Annotated in this window: 16 protein-coding genes; 9 read left to right on the top strand and 7 right to left on the bottom strand. The window is 70.9% G+C overall.

The genetic code is table 11. From position 1 onward, the window contains the following. Nucleotides 1-190 precede the first annotated feature (190 nt). The 3 genes from cmk to der all read left to right on the top strand — a co-directional run bounded on the left by cmk (nucleotide 191) and on the right by der (nucleotide 3,135). The gene (gene cmk / locus EHO50_RS40810; protein WP_128436918.1) at nucleotides 191-877 is read left to right on the top strand and encodes a (d)CMP kinase; all 687 of its coding nucleotides are present in this window, start codon (nucleotides 191-193) and stop codon (nucleotides 875-877) included. Then, a complete protein-coding gene (locus EHO50_RS40805; RefSeq protein WP_425472363.1) occupies nucleotides 874-1,572 on the top strand; it encodes a lysophospholipid acyltransferase family protein in 699 nt (232 codons plus the stop codon). Before cmk ends, EHO50_RS40805 begins: the two co-directional genes overlap by 4 nt. Before the next feature lie 81 nt (nucleotides 1,573-1,653). Beyond that, a complete protein-coding gene (gene der, locus EHO50_RS40800; RefSeq protein ID WP_128436917.1) occupies nucleotides 1,654-3,135 on the top strand; it encodes a ribosome biogenesis GTPase Der in 1,482 nt (493 codons plus the stop codon). Nucleotides 3,136-3,202: 67 nt separating this feature from the next. Here der and EHO50_RS40795 read toward each other — a convergent pair whose 3' ends face one another. Next, nucleotides 3,203-3,553 (bottom strand): hypothetical protein, encoded by a 351-nt coding sequence (locus EHO50_RS40795; RefSeq protein WP_128436916.1) that lies wholly within the window; start codon nucleotides 3,551-3,553, stop codon nucleotides 3,203-3,205. Nucleotides 3,554-3,656: 103 nt separating this feature from the next. Then, a complete protein-coding gene (locus tag EHO50_RS40790) occupies nucleotides 3,657-4,439 on the bottom strand; it encodes a hypothetical protein (RefSeq protein ID WP_128436915.1) in 783 nt (260 codons plus the stop codon). Between the two features lie 538 nt (nucleotides 4,440-4,977). Here EHO50_RS40790 and EHO50_RS40785 point away from each other — a divergent pair. Further along, nucleotides 4,978-5,643, top strand: a complete 666-nt coding sequence (locus tag EHO50_RS40785) for a LysM peptidoglycan-binding domain-containing protein (protein ID WP_128436914.1) — start codon at nucleotides 4,978-4,980, stop codon at nucleotides 5,641-5,643. A 116-nt stretch (nucleotides 5,644-5,759) separates the two neighbouring features. Beyond that, nucleotides 5,760-6,326, top strand: a complete 567-nt coding sequence (locus tag EHO50_RS40780) for a transglycosylase family protein (protein WP_128436913.1) — start codon at nucleotides 5,760-5,762, stop codon at nucleotides 6,324-6,326. Here EHO50_RS40780 and EHO50_RS40775 read toward each other — a convergent pair. The 3 genes from EHO50_RS40775 to EHO50_RS40765 are packed head-to-tail and all read right to left on the bottom strand — an operon-like array spanning nucleotide 6,238 to nucleotide 10,183. Next, nucleotides 6,238-6,936: an ABC transporter ATP-binding protein gene (locus EHO50_RS40775; protein WP_128436912.1), complete on the bottom strand. Its 699-nt coding sequence runs from the start codon at nucleotides 6,934-6,936 to the stop codon at nucleotides 6,238-6,240. The two genes, EHO50_RS40780 and EHO50_RS40775, sit on opposite strands and share 89 nt — an antisense overlap. Then, the gene (locus EHO50_RS40770; protein WP_128436911.1) at nucleotides 6,933-9,707 is read right to left on the bottom strand and encodes an ABC transporter permease subunit; all 2,775 of its coding nucleotides are present in this window, start codon (nucleotides 9,705-9,707) and stop codon (nucleotides 6,933-6,935) included. The genes EHO50_RS40775 and EHO50_RS40770 overlap by 4 nt, the downstream gene beginning before the upstream one ends. Continuing rightward, the gene (locus tag EHO50_RS40765; RefSeq protein ID WP_128436910.1) at nucleotides 9,707-10,183 is read right to left on the bottom strand and encodes a hypothetical protein; all 477 of its coding nucleotides are present in this window, start codon (nucleotides 10,181-10,183) and stop codon (nucleotides 9,707-9,709) included. The genes EHO50_RS40770 and EHO50_RS40765 overlap by 1 nt, the downstream gene beginning before the upstream one ends. Before the next feature lie 156 nt (nucleotides 10,184-10,339). Here EHO50_RS40765 and EHO50_RS40760 point away from each other — a divergent pair, with 156 nt between their 5' ends. Both EHO50_RS40760 and EHO50_RS40755 read left to right on the top strand, forming a co-directional pair. Then, nucleotides 10,340-10,900: an MTB12 C-terminal domain-containing protein gene (locus EHO50_RS40760; protein ID WP_128436909.1), complete on the top strand. Its 561-nt coding sequence runs from the start codon at nucleotides 10,340-10,342 to the stop codon at nucleotides 10,898-10,900. Next, nucleotides 10,875-12,170 (top strand): ABC transporter substrate-binding protein, encoded by a 1,296-nt coding sequence (locus tag EHO50_RS40755; protein WP_128436908.1) that lies wholly within the window; start codon nucleotides 10,875-10,877, stop codon nucleotides 12,168-12,170. Before EHO50_RS40760 ends, EHO50_RS40755 begins: the two co-directional genes overlap by 26 nt. A gap of 439 nt (nucleotides 12,171-12,609) precedes the next feature. On the opposite strand, the gene ctaD is transcribed toward EHO50_RS40755, so the two are convergent. After that, nucleotides 12,610-14,289, bottom strand: coding sequence for an aa3-type cytochrome oxidase subunit I (gene ctaD / locus EHO50_RS40745; protein ID WP_128436907.1), 1,680 nt, complete (start codon nucleotides 14,287-14,289; stop codon nucleotides 12,610-12,612). Nucleotides 14,290-14,732: 443 nt separating this feature from the next. Here ctaD and EHO50_RS40740 point away from each other — a divergent pair, with 443 nt between their 5' ends. Continuing rightward, entirely contained in the window at nucleotides 14,733-14,948 is a 216-nt protein-coding gene (locus EHO50_RS40740; protein ID WP_128436906.1) for an I78 family peptidase inhibitor, read from the top strand. 113 nt (nucleotides 14,949-15,061) lie between these two features. Here EHO50_RS40740 and EHO50_RS40735 read toward each other — a convergent pair whose 3' ends face one another. Then, nucleotides 15,062-16,087 carry a phosphatase PAP2 family protein gene (locus tag EHO50_RS40735; protein ID WP_128436905.1) on the bottom strand — a complete coding sequence of 342 codons (1,026 nt, stop codon included), beginning with the start codon at nucleotides 16,085-16,087 and terminating at the stop codon, nucleotides 15,062-15,064. A gap of 468 nt (nucleotides 16,088-16,555) precedes the next feature. On the opposite strand from EHO50_RS40735, the gene EHO50_RS40730 reads away from it, so the two are divergent. After that, on the top strand, nucleotides 16,556-18,157 hold the full coding sequence (locus tag EHO50_RS40730; protein WP_128436904.1) for an MFS transporter: 1,602 nt from the start codon (nucleotides 16,556-16,558) through the stop codon (nucleotides 18,155-18,157). The last annotated feature ends 84 nt before the right edge of the window (nucleotides 18,158-18,241 follow it).

Here is an 18,241-nt window from a genome sequence, read left to right as displayed (position 1 = left end):
GGGCTCCGCCCCCTGGACCCCCATTGGCCCTGAACGGGCCTCGTCCTCAAACGCCGGACGGGCTGATTTTGCCTGCCCTCGCCGGCCAGTGGCTGCGCGGCCGGACGAGTGACCCGTACCCAGTAACCTTGTGCGGGGCACGTTCGCGCCCCGCCCCTCTCGCCTCACCGCACCAGGAAGGTGTTCCCCCGTGGAAAACGGTGCCGCCAAGCCCGTGATTGTCGCCATCGACGGCCCCTCCGGCACGGGCAAGTCGAGCACGTCGAAGGCCGTCGCCGCGCAGCTCGGGCTGAGCTACCTCGACACCGGCGCCCAGTACCGGGCGATCACCTGGTGGATGGTGACCAACGGGATCGACCTCGAGGACCCGTCCGCGATCGCCGCCGTGGCCGGCAAGCCCGAGATCGTCTCCGGCACCGACCCGGCGAACCCGACGATCACCGTCGACGGCACCGACGTGGCCGGCCCGATCCGCACCCAGGAGGTCACCTCCAAGGTCAGCGCGGTGAGTGCGGTGCCGGAGGTTCGTGCGCGGATCACCGAGCTGCAGCGCTCCCTCGCGACCTCCGCGGAGATCGGCATCGTCGTCGAGGGCCGTGACATCGGTACGACCGTGCTGCCCGACGCCCACCTGAAGATCTTCCTCACCGCCTCCCCGGAGGCCCGCGCCGCCCGCCGCAGCGGAGAGCTGAAGGGCGCCGACGTACACACGACCCGCGAGGCGCTGCTGAAGCGGGACGCGGCCGACTCCAGCCGCAAGACCTCGCCGCTCGCCAAGGCGGACGACGCGGTCGAGGTGGACACCACCGAGCTCACGCTGCAGCAGGTCATCGAGTGCGTCGTCACGCTCGTCGAGGAGAAGCGAGCCGGAAAGTGACCGCCCACCCGTCGCCTGTCCACCACCCGTCGTCGAGGCGCCCCGCGTCGCCCCTGCCGGCTTCCGAGAAGGGCGCCGAGGTCGGGCGACGCATCGGCGTCGGCCTGATGTACGGGCTGTGGAAGCCGCGCGTGCTCGGCGCCTGGAAGGTGCCCGCGACCGGGCCGGTGATATTCGCCGTCAACCACTCCCACAACATCGACGGCCCGATGGTCATGGGCGTGGCGCCCCGGCCGACGCACTTCCTGATCAAGAAGGAGGCGTTCGTCGGTCCGCTCGACCCCTTCCTGACCGGCATCGGTCAGCTGAAGGTGGACCGTCATTCCGCCGACCGTACGGCCATCACGCAGGCGCTCGACGTCCTGTCGGCCGGCGGTGTGCTCGGCATCTTCCCGGAGGGCACCCGGGGCGAGGGCGACTTCGCCTCCCTGCGCGCCGGGCTCGCGTACTTCGCGGTGCGCAGCGGGGCGCCGGTGGTCCCGATCGCCGTGCTGGGAAGTTCCGAACGGCAGGGACGGTTGATAAAGGGGCTGCCTCCGCTGCGCAGCCGCATCGACGTCGTCTTCGGCGACCCGTTCGAGGCGGGCGACGGCAGCGGACGGCGTACCCGCAAGGCGCTGGACGAGGCGACCGAGCGCATCCAGAAGCAGCTCACCGCGCACCTGGAAAACGCCAGGCGGCTGACCGGCCGCTAGGCGACACTGAGTAGTGGATCAATCCGGGAGAAAACATCCGGGTTGTCCACCGATGACCACTATGAACGAGGTACGGACTTCATGAACGACCACATCCACTCCGAGGGCTCGCTCGAAGAGCATGACCACGGAGAGCTTGGCGATGCCGAGTACGCGGAGTTCATGGAGCTCGCCGCGGAAGAGGGCTTCGACCTCGAGGACGTCGAGGGGGCCATCGAAGCGGCCGGTCATGGTCCGCTGCCCGTCCTCGCCGTCGTCGGGCGGCCGAATGTCGGCAAGTCGACTCTCGTCAACCGGATCATCGGGCGCCGCGAGGCGGTCGTCGAGGACAAGCCCGGCGTCACCCGTGACCGTGTGACCTACGAGGCCGAGTGGGCGGGCCGCCGCTTCAAGGTCGTCGACACCGGCGGCTGGGAGCAGGACGTCTTCGGCATCGACGCGTCCGTGGCCGCGCAGGCCGAGTTCGCGATCGAGGCCGCCGACGCCGTCGTGTTCGTCGTCGACGCCAAGGTGGGCGCCACCGACACCGACGAAGCCGTCGTACGACTGCTGCGCAAGGCCGGCAAGCCCGTGGTGCTGTGCGCCAACAAGGTCGACGGTCCCAGTGGTGAGGCGGACGCCGCGTATCTGTGGTCGCTGGGTCTGGGGGAGCCGCACCCCGTCTCCGCGCTGCACGGCCGTGGCACCGGCGACATGCTGGACGCCGTCCTGGAGGCGCTGCCGGAGGCACCGCGCGAGTTCGTCGGCGGGGCCGGCGTCGGTGGCCCGCGCCGCATCGCCCTGATCGGCCGTCCGAACGTCGGCAAGTCGTCCCTGCTGAACAAGGTGGCGGGCGAGGAGCGCGTCGTCGTCAACGAGCTGGCCGGCACCACCCGTGACCCGGTCGACGAGCTCATCGAACTGGGCGGCGTGACCTGGAAGTTCGTCGACACGGCGGGTATCCGCAAGCGCGTCCACCTCCAGCAGGGCGCCGACTACTACGCCTCGCTGCGCACCGCGGCCGCCGTCGAGAAGGCCGAGGTCGCCGTCGTGCTGATCGACGGCTCCGAGTCCATCTCGGTACAGGACCAGCGCATCGTCACGATGGCCGTGGAGGCGGGCCGCGCGATGGTGATCGCCTACAACAAGTGGGACACCCTCGACGAGGAGCGCCGCTACTACCTGGAGCGGGAGATCGAGACCGAGTTCGGTCAGGTCGCCTGGGCGCCGCGCGTCAACGTCTCGGCGCGCACCGGCCGTCACATGGAGAAGCTGGTCCCCGCGATCGAGACCGCGCTGGCGGGCTGGGAGACCCGGGTTCCGACCGGTCGGCTCAACGCCTTCCTCGGCGAGCTGGTCGCCGCCCACCCCCACCCGATCCGCGGCGGCAAGCAGCCCCGTATCCTCTTCGGCACCCAGGCCGGCACCAAGCCCCCGCGGTTCGTGCTCTTCGCCTCCGGCTTCATCGAGGCGGGCTACCGCCGCTTCATCGAGCGCCGGCTGCGCGAGGAGTTCGGCTTCGAGGGCACGCCGATCCACATCTCCGTGCGGGTGCGGGAGAAGCGCGGAAGCAAGAAGAAGTAACTGCGGCAGAAGAAGTAACTGCGCACAGCTGAAGGGCGGCCCGGTGAGGGCCGCCCTTTCGTGTGATTCAGCCTCTGCGCGCCGGGGGCAGCGCGGCCGGGACGTGGTGCATCCCCGTGCCCTGCGGGCCGATATGCCCGACGCGCTGCCACTGTGGCTGCTGGCCGTTGCCCTGGCGCGCGCTGTGGGCCCCCGCGCTGTAGGCGGTGTACGAGCTGCTGAACGACCCCGGGCGGTGACCTCCGTACGAGCCCGTACTCCGTGGGATGTTCCCGAACGCGATGAACCCCAGGTCCTCCTCGCCGCTGCGGTCACCCGGCAGCGAGCGGAAGGATTTGACGTACTCGGCGTAGAGCGCGTCGTAGATCGGCGTGGCCGATGGGCCGCCCTGAAGGCGGGGAACGTCGTATGCATGCACGTATGTCCAAACGACCCCGCGCTCGAAGAGATGCGGCCGCCGTGAAGGATCGCCTGCTCATCGGCGGCGCGGGCAACGCCTCAGGGGCGTGGGGCAGGTGTTCTCAGGTCCCCGCGAGAGGGAGCGCGGCCCCGACCAACTTCCCGTTCGCCGCCGCCTTGTCCAGCGCCTCCCGCAGCAGATCCTCCCGGGGCTGACGCCCGATCGAACCCACCGGTGCGGCGAACATCAGTACCTGCTGATGCTTGTTCGCCGCCGCCCGCCATCCGTCGGTCACCAGCAGCGGCTGATGCGCCTGCCACCAGGCGACCGGCTGTCCCCCGCCCGTCCCCGGCTGGAGAACCGCGTGCAGCTGCCCCATGGCCAGCAGCACGGACCAGCCGTGCAGTACCGGCGGCGCCTCGGCCAGCTCCGTCACCGGCATGAACCCCTGCTCGATGAGCAGCGGCAGGAAGTCGTCACCGGCACCGATCGTCCCGGGGCGCACGATGGGCCCGGTCGGCTCGACGACCAGGGCGGGGTGCAGCTCCCCGGCGATCAGCACCAGCCCGCTGGTCACGCCGAGTACGGCCTGCTCCGGCACGATCGACTCCGGCTCCAGGTCGACCCGGTCGCCGGTGATGGACTTCACGGCACCCTGCAACTGCTCCTCGGTGACCTGGACGACCTGCGAGGGCAGGCAGGTGGCGTGGGCGAAGGCGAGGACGGCGGTCTCGTCCCCGATGAACAGGACGGTGCTGGTGCGCTCCTGTTCGGAGTCGCCCGGGGTGCGGCAGGACGTGCAGTCGTAACTGCCGGGGGCGTTCTCTCCGGCGAGCAGCCGGTCGGCTTCTTCGTCGCCGATCTCGGCACGTACCTCGTCGCTGACGTCGAGCATGCGCGGCACGGTTGGCTCCCTCGGGATGCGGTGCGTGGCGGGGCCGGGTGGCTCCCGGTCCGTGAACCGGCGGGTGCCGGGCTCATGAAGAAGACAACGGACGATCTGTGGCGGGAGTCACGCACCACGGCGAACGGAATCGAACCATCCACCGCACACCGTCACCTCGGGTGCGGAATCGCGCACTCTGCGTCAAGTCCTTGGAAATGCAAGGAAGTTGGTGGCGTGTGGTGCATCACAGATCGTCGGGGTTGGTGGTCGACAAATCCGGAAATCAGCGAATGAAGTGGGTGGCCGGAAATCGCCGATACCGGAGGTAACGGCGAACTGGCCTGGAACGACGAGGAGTTGGTTGATGCCGACCGGCCGCCCTCCCTACATTCCTCGGCCGTGTGCAACGAGCACCGCTCGGGTACGTCCGCCGGCCCGCAACAAGCCAGCTCGCAGTACCGACTCCGGCGGACGGGGCGAGCGCGACTCACGCGCCCCATGGCGTGGGAGTGGCGTTCCGCCCTGGGGGACCCCGAGTCCTTCGAGAGGGACCTACATGTCCGAATGTGCCGATAACACTCACGACAACGCTCTCAAGACGCAGCAGGCTCCCAGCTGGAGCCGGACTCGTACGACGGCGGTCCTCGCCGGGGCGGCACTGCTCGCCCCGCTCGGGCTGCTGGCCGCCACCGGCAACGCCGCGGCGGCGGACGGCGGAGTGTGGGACCGCATCGCACAGTGCGAGAGCGGCGGCAACTGGCACATCAACACCGGCAACGGCTACTACGGCGGACTGCAGTTCGCCGCCTCCACCTGGCGCGCGTACGGCGGTACGGCCTACGCGCCGACGGCGGACCAGGCGAGCAAGGACCAGCAGATCGCCGTGGCCACCAAGGTCCAGCGCGCCCAGGGATGGGGGGCGTGGCCGACCTGTTCGGCCCGGGCCGGAGCGTACGGGAGCGCACCCGCGGCTTCCGCCGCCGGCTCGGCCTCCTCCTCCACCAAGGCGGCCCCGTCGACTCCCGCTCAGGCGCCGGAGCGTTCGTCGGGACACCCGAACCGCGGCTCGTCCCGCGGTGACTACACCGTCCGTGAGGGCGACACGCTGAGCGGCATCGCCGCCCGGCACGGAACCACCTGGCAGCGGCTCTACGCCGCCAACAGGTCCGTCATCGGCGCCGATCCCCATCTGATCGTGCCCGGGCAGCGCCTCGAACTCTGAGTGTCGCTCCCTGTCCCGGGCGTGGGGCCCCATCCGGTCCGCCGACCGGGTGGGGCCCCGGCGGCCCTCGGACGCGCCGCCCCGGTCGGCCGCAATAAGCTGCCTAGCGTGCTGATATGAAATGCACACCACTCGCGATCGCCCTGGCCGCCGCCCTGTTCACCGCCGTTCCTGCGGGAACGTCGCACGCAGCGCAGGCAACGCACCCGACGCGCCATATCCATACGGCGCCACTACAACCGGCCCCCGGACCACCGCCCAAACCCGCGGCGTACGGCTGCGCCAAGGATCAGTGGCCCTGGGGCTGTGTCGCCAAGTGTGAGAGCGGCGGCAATTGGCGCATCAACACCGGCAACGGCCACTACGGGGGCCTGCAGTTCTCACAGTCGACCTGGGAGGGCTTCGGCGGGGCGAAGTACGCCCCGCGCGCGGACCTCGCCACCCGCAAGGAGCAGATCACCATCGCCCGGAAAGTGGTCGCGGTGCAGGGGTGGGGGGCCTGGCCGCAGTGCTCCAGGCGGTACGGGCTCAAGGGCCGTATGAGCATGGAGAGACCCGGCGTCACGGATCGGCTGGCCGCGAAGACCTCGCTGCTCATCCGGAAGGGCTCGACGCTGATCCGGAAGGGCTCGACCCGGTTCGGCGCGCTGCACGGCGCTCCCACTCGCCGGTCTCTCCGCTGAACACGACCGCTCCCCGCCGCAGTTCGTAGACGAGCGCCGCCTTGCCGCGCAGCACGCGCGGCAGGCGCTGCTCGGCGATGATCACACAGGCGTCGAGTTCGCTCAGCAGTTCGTACGTACGGTTCGCGACCGTGGGCGACATGCCCTGTGCCGGCTCGTCAACGAGCACCACGCGCGCGCGTGCCAGCAGGGCACGGGAGAGGGCGAGCATGCGCTGCTCGCCGCCGGAGAGGGTGCCGGCGCGGCGTGCGAGGAGGGGCGCGAGCCGGGGGTAGGCGTCGAGGGCGAGGTCGTACGAGTCGGCCGCGAGTTCCAGGTTCTCCCGCACGGTGAGGGAGCCGAACGCCGCCTGCCGCTCGGGGACCAGGCACAGTCCGCGGCGGGCCCGCTCGTAGGCGGGCATTCGGGTCACGTCGGCGCCGTCCCAGACCACCGCGCCGCCCGACAGGGGCAGGGTGCCGGCCAGGGCGCGCAGGGCGGTCGTACGGCCCGATCCGTTGCGTCCCAGCAGAACGGTGAGGCCGGGGCCGGGGGCGGCCAAGGTGACGCCGTGCAGGGCCTCCAGGGGGCCGTAGCGCACGCGCGCGTGGCGCAGGGAGATCGTGGTCATACGGGCGTCTCCTGGGAGCCTGCGACGTCGAGCACGCGGTCGGGCGGGCCGGAGGCGACGATGCGGCCCGCGGCCATGACGTGCACGGTGTCGGCGAGGTCGGCGACCAGGTCGAGGTCGTGCTCGACGACGAGCAGGGCCGTGCCGTCGGCCGCCAGGGCTTTCAGGATCCGGGCCAGTGCGGTGACTTCGGCGGTGTCGAGGCCGGCGGCGGGTTCGTCGAGCAGCAGCACGCGCGGGCTGCCCGCGAGAGCGCGGGCCAGTTCGACGCGGCGCAGTGTGCCGGTGGGCAGGGCGGCGGCGGGCATGGCCCGTACGGGGCCGTCGAGGTCGAGGAGTGTGAGGGCTCGTTCCACGGCCGCGGGGTCTCGGACTCGGCCGTGCTCGGCGCCTACGCGGACGTTCTCGGCCACGGTCAAGGAGGGGAATACGGCCAGTTGCTGGAAGGTGCGGGCGATGCCGAGGCGGGTGCGGGCGTGTGCGGGCAGGCGGGTGATGTCCCGGGTGCCGAGCAGGACTTGGCCGTGGGCGGGGCGGTGGGTGCCGGCCAGGCAGTGGAACAGGGTGCTCTTTCCGGCGCCGTTGGGGCCGATGATCGCGGTGATGTGGCCGGGGGGGATGGTGAGGGTGACGTCGTCGAGGGCCGTGAAGCCGCCGTAGCGGGCCTGGAGGTGGTGGGTGGTGAGGGGGGCGGTGTTGGGTGCGGGTGCGTGGGTGGGCACGCGGTCTTCGGCCGCGTTCGGGTTCCCACCCGCACCGCCCGTGCAACTTTCGTCGTCGGATGCTGGTGGCCCCTGCGGGGGCTGAGCGCCGTCGGCGGCCGCGGCGGTTCGGTCCCTGCCATGGGCTCCGCTGCCCGCGCTGCCCGTCAGTACGGTCACGCCCGCCGGTGTCCGACGTGGCGTCGTCCGCTGACGCGCCGGCCGCAGGCGCCTGCGTACCTCCGCCCCCAGCGCCGTGAGAGTCGCCCCCCGCCGCAACCGCAGCCTCCCCGCCGTCGCCCGCAACGCCTCGTACGGCCCCCCGGGGAAGCGGCCCACGAGTACCGCCAGTACGCCGATCAGGGCCGCCGCCACCCCGCCCCGGGCGCCCGCGTCCAGGCCCACCAGGAGGGCGGCCGCGGCCAGTGCGCCCAGGGTGCTGTCGGCGCCCAGGACGACTACCGCGGCGAACCAGAGGAGGCCGCGGACGGGGTCGTAGGCGGCCGGGTCGAAGGCGCGTAGGCCCATGCCGAGCAGGCCGCCGCCCAGTGCTGCCAGGGCGGCGCCCGAGACGAACGCCAGGAGCTTCAACGAGGGCACCTGGACGCCTGCCGCCGATGCGCCCGCCTCGTGGTCCCGCATCGCCGCCAGGGCCCGGCCCGTGCGGCCACGGCGCAGCAGCCAGGTCGTCAGCAGGGCGGCCGCGAGGAGGGCCAGCTCCAGGACGTAGTACGCGCGGTCGCCCTCAAAGCCGGCCGGGCGGCCCAGGGACAGGCCCGAGATCGCGTACGGCTGGGCGAAGACGAAGCGGCTCACGCCGACGCCCACCGCGAAGGTCGCCAGCGCCAGGGCGAGGCCCCGGCGGCTGATCGCCGGCCAGCCGGTGAGGAGCCCCAAGGGGGCCACGAGGGCGACCGCCAGCCCCAGTGCCGCGAGTTCCGGCAGACGCGGTACGCCCGGGAAGCGGCCCGCCGCCAGGAGGGCCGTGAACAGGGCGCCCAGGCCCGCGTACGCCGCCTGGCCGAGGGAGATCTGGCCGCCGCGGCCCGTGACGACGACCAGGGACAGCAGCACCACGGCCAGCGCCGGCACCTGCACCGACGTATGCAGGTCCGAGCCCGCGAAGCCCAGGGGGAGCAGGAACAGCACCGCCGCCACGATCCAGGCGCCCGGCGGCGTCGGCACGCGCGCGGTGGCCGTGCGGGGCAGGGCGTCGCGGGTGCCGACGCGGGGGAGGGCCAGGGCCGCGATCAGCAGGGCCACGACGAAGAGGTTCGTGCTGATGGCCTGCAGGAGGGGCGCGCCCCAGCCCGACGGGTGCAGGCGCGTCAGCTGGCTCTGGGCCACACCGATGGCCAGCGCGGCCACCACCGCGATCGGCAGGCTGCGCATCCTCGCGGCCACCGCTACCGCCACCACCTCCATGACCAGCAGCGGCAGGCCGTACGGGTCCAGGCGGACGTACGGCGCCAGCAGTACGCCGGTCAGGCCCGCCGTGAACGAGCCGAACGCCCAGCCGGCCGCCGCCACCCGGTCCGCGTCGATGCCCCCGAGGACGGCCAGTTGGCGGTCGTCGACCACGGCACGCAGCTCACGGCCGAAGCGCGTCCAGCGGATCACCGCGCCGACGGCGGCAGCGAGCAGCAGCGCCACCGCCAGCTGGCCCCACGGATCCGCCGACACCAGCTCCGGTGCGTCGTCCCGCGCCCCCTGACCCCATAGCAGCGCCGCGCCGCCCACCAGCAGCACGAACACCCCGATGGACGCGACCAGGGTCTGCGCCGGGTCGCTGCCCAGGACCGCGAGCGGCCGGAAGACGAATCGTTCCAGCGCCATCCCGATCCCGGGCGCGACCAGCAGCAGTGTCACCGTCGCGCCCGCCCACAGCGGCCAGCCCCACTCCACCACGCACTGCCGCAGCACATACGCGCACACCATCGCGATCGCCCCGTGCGCGAAGTTCAGCACCCCGGTCGCGCGGTACGTCACGATCAGGCCGATTCCGGTGAGCGCGGCGGCGCTGCCGACCGACAGTCCGGCCAGGGTGAGGTCGTACGTCAGGGAGGACATCAGTCATCCGCTTCGGCGGGTTCACAGATCGGGCAGGGGCCCAGTTCGCCGCTCCTCACCAGCTTCGCATCGACCGGAACCGCCTCCACCTTCCCGGCGACCAGCGGGCAGTCCGCGCGGTGCCAGAGGGTGCCGCCGGGCACCATCAGCAGGTCCCCGCTGACCGCGAGCGGCGCCCCGGCCGCCTGCCCGGACTCCTCCGTGTCGGCGGGCTCTGCGGCGACCAGGAGGCCGTACAGCTCCTCCACGCGCGCGGCGGCGAGCGCGCCCCGGCCGTGGGTCAGCAGCACCGCCCCGGCGATGATCAGCGCGGCGCCGGGGACCGTGCAGGACGCGAGATACGGCAGCTGCCGCTCGGCGAACCGCTCGCCGGAGATGCCGTACCAGCCGATGACGCACAGCACCGCGCCCGCCGCGAGCGCGGCCCAGCCGGCCCACAGGGCGGGGTGCACGGTCCGCAGTCGGGCTGTCCGCATCGCCGGCTCCCACACGTCGGGTTTCGGTGCACGCGCAGCGGGTTTCTGCGCATGTGCCTGTCCATGTCAGCCAATGGCTTGCACTATGCCTCCTGCAAGCTGACCCTGAAAGCACCGGGCGCACACGGCCCGGATCGACACCCGGTGGTGAGCCAGATGGTTCTCGGGAGCGACCTCAGGCGGAGCAACGCACACAGGGGGCGGGGTGCGGCGCTGGCGGCCGCCCTGCTCCTCTTCCTCGCCCCGGGCCTCGCGGCCTGCAGCGACGACGAGGGCGGCGGCGGCAACGAGACGCCGCCGACGCCGACCGTCGAACAGACCGAGCCGACCGAGCAGTCCCCGGCCGCGACGGCACCCCCCGACATCGGGGCTGCCGAGACGGAGATCAAGCAGAACTGGCAGAAGTTCTTCGACCCGGACACGGCGCTGGAGGACAAGCAGACCGTCCTGGAGAACGGCGAGCAGATGGCGCCGGTCCTGCAGGCGTTCAGCGGTGACGAGCGCGGCGGGCAGGTCCAGGCGACGGTCTCCAAGATCGAGTTCACCTCGCCGACCGAGGCGAACGTGACGTACGACCTGACCCTGAAGGGCGCGACCGCCCTGCCGAACGCCTCCGGGACCGCGGTCGAACAGGACGGCACCTGGAAGGTGTCCGCCAAGACACTGTGCGCTCTGGTCCAGTTGAGCGGCAATGGGTCGCCGATCCCGGGGTGCTGAGGCGGCGATCGCCGTGGTGGTGCTGGCTCTGAGTACGGCGTGCGGCAGCAGGCTGCCGGAGAGCGACTTCGAGCATCGCGACCGCGGCACGCCCTCGGCGCCCGCAGCGGACCGCAGCCCGGTCCGGGTCGGCATCATCACCAGCGCCACCAGCCCGGTCGGCGGCAGTGCCTTCACCGGCCCGCGCGACGGGGCCAAGGCCTGGTTCGAGCGCCTCAACGCGCGCGGCGGCATCGACGGCCGCCGCGTCGAGGTGCGCGAGTGCGACGACGGCGGCAGCGGCGTCGGCAACAACGAGTGCGTGCACGAGCTGATCGACGAGGAGAAGGTCGTCGCCCTGGTCGCCACCACCGCCCTGGACTACGCGGGCGCCGAGCGCGTCTCACGCGCACGCGTGCCCGACATCGGCGGCCAGCCCATCGGGGCCGCCTACGACACCTACTCGCACCTGTACGGCATCTACGGCAGCCTCGCGCCCCGCGACGGCACGACCGGCTGGGACGGCAAGCAGTACGGCGGCACGGAGGTCTACCGCTACTTCAAGCGCGAGCACGGCGCCCGCACGGCCGCCGTCGTCTCCTACAACCAGCCCGCGTCCGCCGCCTACGCCCGGCTCGTCGAGCGGGGGCTGAAGGCCGAGGGCTACAAGGTGGTCACCGAGCAGGTCGACTTCGCGCTGCCCAACTTCCGCGCGGTGGCGGCCGATCTGAAGGAGCAGGGCGCCGACCTCGTCTTCGACGCCATCGACACCCACGGCAACGCCCGGCTGTGCCAAGCGATGGACGACGTCGGCGCCGAGGTCACCGCCAAGGTCACGAACGTACAGAACTGGACGTCCACCGTCGCCGAGGACTACAAGGACTCCCCGCGCTGCCGCAACGCCCTGTGGGCGACCGGGTCGTCCCGCAACCACGAGGACACGGACCAGGACGCCGTACGGGAGTTCCGGGACGCCACCAAGGGGCTGAAGGCGCACTCCCAGTGGCAGTTGGAGGGCTGGGCTGCGGCGATGTGGTTCACGGACGCGGCGAAGTCGTGTGCCGAGCAGGGCATCACGCGCGTGTGTGTCGACGACTTCATGAACCGCAGCCAGGGATACACCGCCGACGGCCTGCTGATCCCGGTCAGGTTCGAGCGACTGGCCGAGCCGCCGAAGAGCCGCCGTACCTGTCTGTCGGTGGCCCGCTGGGAGGACGACAGGGGCTGGGTCTCCCAAGGGGACATGAACAACACGTGCTTCGAGGTCCCTCAGTTGTCGTATCAGCCGTGAGGGGCAACCAAAAGGCCGCATCGTCGGTCCAACCGACAGAGCACAGAGCCGAGGGAGGAACCGCAGCGTATGACGCCCGTGTCGCAGGCAGTACCCCTGCGTGCCGACTGCATCGCGGATTCGGCCGGCGGGCTGACCTTCGACGTCACCTCGGCCGGGGTCACCGAAACGGCCCACCTGGTCCTGCGCCACCGCGAGGGCCACGAGGAGGTCACCCTGCCCCTGACCCCGGCCACGACGGGCCGCCTGCGCGCCGCGCTGCCGAGCAGTGTCGCTCTGCCGGAGGGCCACTGGGACGCGTACGCACGGGTGACGGAGGGGGAGCCGCACCGCTTGGCTCCGGGTGCCATGAAGGTGCACTCCCTCGCTTCCCGAGTCCCGTACGAGACCCGCCAGGGCAACCTGAGCGTGGAGTGCCGGGTGCCGGCCACGCCTTTAGCTAGGGGGCTTGCTCGCTCTTCGGCTCGGGCTGCGGAGCCTCCAACGCGTGCGCCGGGTGGTGCAGATCGAACGCCGGGGACTCGGAGCGGATCCGCGGCAGCGAGCTGAAGTTGTGCCGCGGCGGAGGGCAGGAGGTCGCCCACTCCAGGGAGCGGCCGTAGCCCCAGGGGTCGTCGACCTCGACCTTCTTGCCGTACTTGGCGGTCTTCCACACGTTGTAGAGGAACGGCAGCGTCGACAGGCCGAGCAGGAACGCGCCGATCGTCGAGATCGTGTTCAGTGCCGTGAAGCCGTCGGCGGCGAGATAGTCGGCGTACCGGCGCGGCATGCCCTCCGCGCCCAGCCAGTGCTGCACCAGGAACGTGGTGTGGAAGCCGACGAACAGCGTCCAGAAGTGGATCTTGCCGAGGCGTTCGTCGAGCATCTTCCCGGTGAACTTGGGCCACCAGAAGTGGAACCCGGCGAAGATCGCGAAGACGACGGTGCCGAAGACGACGTAGTGGAAGTGGGCGACGACGAAGTACGAGTCGGAGACGTGGAAGTCCATCGGCGGCGACGCCAGGATCACCCCGGTCAGCCCGCCGAACAGGAACGTCACAAGGAAGCCGGTCGCCCACAGCATGGGTGTCTCGAAGGACAGCGAGCCCTTGATCATGGTGCCGGTCCAGTTGAAGAACTTCACGCCGGTCGGCACCGCGATCAGGAAGCTCATGAAGGAGAAGAACGGCAGCAAGACCGCGCCCGTGACGAACATGTGGTGCGCCCACACCACCACCGACAGACCGGTGATCGCCATCGTCGCCGCGACCAGCGTCAGATAGCCGAACATCGGCTTGCGCGAGAAGACCGGGATGATCTCGCTGATGATGCCGAAGAACGGCAGCGCGATGATGTACACCTCGGGATGGCCGAAGAACCAGAACAGGTGCTGCCACAGCAGCGCCCCGCCGTTGCCTGCGTCGAACACCACCGAGCCGAACCGGCGGTCCGCCTCCAGCACCAGCAGCGCCGCCGCCAGCACCGGGAACGCCATCAGGATCAGGATCGACGTGAACAGCGTGTTCCACACGAAGATCGGCATCCGGAACATGGTCATGCCGGGGGCACGCATCCCGATGATCGTGGTGATGAAGTTGACCGCGCCGAGGATGGTGCCGAAGCCGGCCAGCGCGAGGCCCATGATCCACAGGTCGGGGCCGATGCCGGGCGAGCGCTCCAGGCTGTTGAGCGGCGCGTAGGCGAACCAGCCGAACGCGGCCGGCCCGTCCGGCACGATCAGCGAGCCCATCACGATCAGGCCGCCGAACAGGAAGAGCCAGTACGAGAACATGTTCAGCCGTGGGAAGGCGACGTCCGGGGCGCCGATCTGCAGCGGCATCAGCTCGTTGGCGAAGCCCGCGAAGGTCGGCGTCGCGAAGAGCAGCAGCATGATCGTGCCGTGCATGGTGAACAGCTGGTTGAACTGCTCGTTGCTCAGCAACTGCATCCCGGGCCGAGCCAGCTCGGCCCGCATCAGCAGGGCCATGACGCCGCCGGCCAGGAAGAACCCGAAGGACGTGATCAGGTAGAGATGGCCGATCTTCTTGTGGTCGGTGGTGGTCAGCCAGTCGACGACCACTCGTCCGGGCTCTCTGGTCCGCTCGGGCCGTGCCGTCACCCGTACGGTCTGCGTCCCCATCGCTCGCCCCTTCGCTCGTAGCGCCCCGGGCCCGCTGAAAGCCCGCGCCGCACGCGCCGACGCGAGCTCACGCCATGATGCTCGCGGCGACACCGCTCCGACAGAGGGCGTACGGAGGTTCTGTGGTGGAACCATGTACTTTCTGTGCGAAACCGGCTCCCGCCGTCGGCACGGAATCGGAGAGAAAAGAAGTCCGGAGGCGGTTCCCCGGGAACCTTTCCGGCGGGCAATTGGCCAGGCCGGTGCGACACGCGGGAATTACGATCTAATGCCTGCGGAAGGCCTATGGAACCGCTCGTCCGTGTGACGAAGTGTGGCCGAAACGCGTGTCGTGATTCTGTGACAAAAGCGTGACCGGAGGGGGATGTGTGACCTGGATGGCCGCTACAAAGGATCCCGGTCCGCTCTGGCCCGATCCTTCGCTCAGGCCCTAGCGTGGCGGCATGGCACCCATTCCGAAACCCCCTGCCGAACCCCAGGACAGCCCGGACACATATGTCGGTCTCGACGCCGACCGGGCCGAGCGGCTCGCCCGTGACCGAGGGTGGTCGACGGTGCGTTCGCTGCCGCCGGGGGCGATCATCACCATGGAATACCGCAGCGGCCGCCTGAACTTCGAGGTCAAGGACGGCCGGGTGGCGCGGTCCTGGAAGGGCTGACGAAGAGCCGGCGAGGGCTGACACAGGGCGACGGCCCCGGTTCCTGTCGAGGAACCGGGGCCGTCGTCGTGCGGGGGTGGTTGTGTGTACCGAACCCCGCGGTCCGGGGTGGGTCAGCCTCCGGTGAGGGGGCGGGCCGCCGGGGCAGTGCCGCGGGTGATGCGGTCGGTGTGCGGCGGGCGGCGGCTGCCGACCGGGGTGAGCGGAGTGCGCTCCGGGCGGGCCGTGTGCGGGCCGGGCGCCAGATAGACGGGCGCCCGGGGCGAGCGGGGTGCGGAGGTCGCCTCGCGTGCCGCGACCTCGTCGTCGGCGGCTGTGGCCCGCGGCTTGAGCAGCACCGGGGTCGTGACCGGGGCGGTCTGCACGGGAACGGCGGCGGTCCGACGCTCGCGCCAGCGGTCGCGCAGGTCGAAGATCCAGGCCTCGGAGCGGGCGATCAGCGGCTCGAACCACGGCAGGGCGAGCATGATCAGCAGGCCGGCGGCCCAGCCGAGCAGAACGTCGCTCAGCCAGTGCGTACCGAGGTAGACGGTGGACAGGCCGACGCCCAGCGAAGTCACCGCCGACAGGGCCGACAGCCAGCGGCGCGCTCTCGGGGTCGAGGCCAGATAGGCCAGGATTCCCCAGGTCACCACGGCGTTGGCGGTGTGGCCGCTGGGGAATATATCGCCGCCCAGGCCCATCTCGTTGGAGCCGATGGTGGTCGCGTAGTGCGGTCCGAGGCGGCCCATGCCGAGCTTGGCGGCACCGACGGTGATGTTCAGCAGGAGCAGCGAGACACCGAGCGCGAGCAGCGGCCGCAGTGTGTGCTGCCGCCAGGAACGCCAGCCCAGCCAGGCCGCGACCATCACGGCGGTCGGGCCGCGCTGGCCGAGCACCACGTAGTAGTCGACGAACGCGTGGATCTCCGCCCACTGCTGGTACGGACGGAAGAACATGACCTGCCAGTCGAGCCGGACCAGCCACGAGGTGATGACGACGGCCCACACGATGGCCCCGTAGAAGGCCAGGGTCGCGGCGAACAGCACGATCCTGTGCGGGGTCATCCGCGGCACATCGATGTGGGCCGGGCGTTCTGGTTCCCGGTCCAGCCTGGCGAAGACCCGGTCCAGACGGGTCAGCTTTCGTTCGGTACACACCCAATCGACGTTACAGCGAGTGAGCGCAGTACAAGGGCGATTCCACGGCTTTGTGATGACGATGTGATGTGGGATTCCTCTCAGGGGGAGGTTTATTTCCAAGGAATCCGTAATCATCGGGCGCTACATCCTTCAATTCCTTTGATCATTCTGGCGGTTCGTTTTTCGCTGCTTATGAATTAGTTAACCGAATGATGGGATGGAATTCCCCTGGAGCTCACCGCGCCGGCCCGGCCCCGAGCGGCGGTGGACGGGGCGGGAGCGCTGCTGGACGTGGCGTACGCCACACGCGTTCTGTGCGGGGTCTGAGAGGTCCGCCACTCGGCACCGACGCGGACTCGCGTACTCTGACGAGTCACTCGCCCTTCGTTGCGCGGGCCGGAGACCACCGCTCCTCTCCGGCCGAGTCACGGGGAGTCCCCACCCCGTGAGCCCGCCGGGGCGAGGGAACATCTGGGAGGTACGTACATGTCCGGGACGACCACGGCCGCCGCTGCGCTGCGCCGTCGGGCGGCCGGGGCCGGTGCCAACCGCTGGGTCGTCCTCGTCGTCCTCTGCGTCAGCCTGCTGCTCGTCGCGGTCGACGCGACGGTGCTGCACGTTGCGGTGCCCGCCGTCACCGAGGACCTCCGGCCCGGCGCGATAGAACTGCTCTGGATCGTCGACATCTATCCGCTGGTCTGCGCCTCGCTGCTGATCCTCTTCGGCACGCTCGGTGACCGCGTGGGCCGCAGACGGGTCCTGCTTCTCGGGTACGGCCTCTTCGGCCTCGCCTCCGGCCTCGCGGCCCTCGCGCACGACCCACAGGTGCTGATCCTGGCCCGCGCCCTGCTCGGCGTCGGCGGCGCGATGATCATGCCCGCGACCCTGTCGATCCTGCGCCAGGTCTTCCCCGACCGGCGCGAGCGCGCCCTCGCGATCGGCATCTGGAGCGCGGTGGCCGCGGTGGGCGCGGCGGTCGGGCCACTGCTCGGCGGCTTCCTCCTCGAGCACTTCTGGTGGGGCTCGGTCTTCCTCGTCAACATCCCGCTGATGCTGGTCAGCCTCCCGGTGGGACGACTGCTGCTGCCCGAGTCGAAGGGCGACGGCAAGGGCCCCTGGGACGTGGTCGGCGCGCTGATGGCGGCGGCCGGTCTGTTCGGCGTCGTCCTGGGCGTGAAGCGGCTCGGCGGCGGGGAGGAGGTGGCCAGCCTGTTCACCGTGGTGCCGTTGGTGGTCGGTGCGGTGCTGCTGTTCCTTTTCGTACGACGGCAGCGGCGCCGGGAGTTTCCGCTGGTGGACCTGCGGATGTTCGCGCGCCCGGCTTTCAGTACGTCCGTCGGGTGCATCGTGCTGGCGATGCTCGCACTGGTGGGGCTCGAGCTGATCGCGGCGCAGTATCTGCAGCTGGTGCTGGGACTGTCGCCGCTGGAGACGGGGCTACGGCTGCTGCCGCTGACGTTCGCGGCGATGGCGTCCGGCCTCGCGGGGGCGCGGATGCTGCGGCGGTTCGGGCCGCGGCGGATGGTGTGTTTCGGTTTCTGTCTGACGGCCGTCGCGGTGCTGCTGCTGACGGCCATGGGCGGCGAGGACAATCCCGGTCTGCTGTTGTCCGGGTTTGTGCTGCTGGGCTTCGGACTGGAGACGACGCTCTTCGGGGCGTACGAGTCGATGCTGAGCGAGGCTCCGCCCGAGCAGGCCGGCGGGGCGGCGGCGATCGGCGAAACGTCGTACCAGCTGGGCGCGGGGATCGGCATCGCGCTGCTGGGCAGCGTGATGAACGCGGCGTATGCCCCCGGGCTGGCGAACGTTCCGGGTGTTCCGCCGCCGGCCTCCGCGGCGGCTTCGCACTCGCTGGGTGAGGCCTACGACGTTGCCGCGCAGCTGGGCGGGCCTGCGGGGGTTGCCCTGCAGCGGGCGGCTCGGGACTGTTTCGTGCACGGGCTGCATGTGACGTTGCTGGTGAGTGCGGCTCTGCTGCTGCTGGGCGCGGTGATGGCGTTGCGGTTGCCGCGGGTCATGCAGTGTGAGGCGCCTGCGGTGGAGCTGCCCAAGCCGAGGGAAGTCGCGGAGTCCCGCGTCTCTGCTTGACCAGCCTTTTCCCACCCACGCACCACCCGTTTCCAGTTCGTTGATGGGTGGACCTCTCCTGTGGGGGTCGTCCGCCGTTGGCGG

Origin of the sequence: Streptomyces cyaneus (genome assembly GCF_004028635.1) — a bacterium.
GTDB lineage: Bacteria > Actinomycetota > Actinomycetes > Streptomycetales > Streptomycetaceae > Streptomyces > Streptomyces cyaneus.
This window is presented reverse-complemented; position numbering and strand designations above follow the sequence as displayed.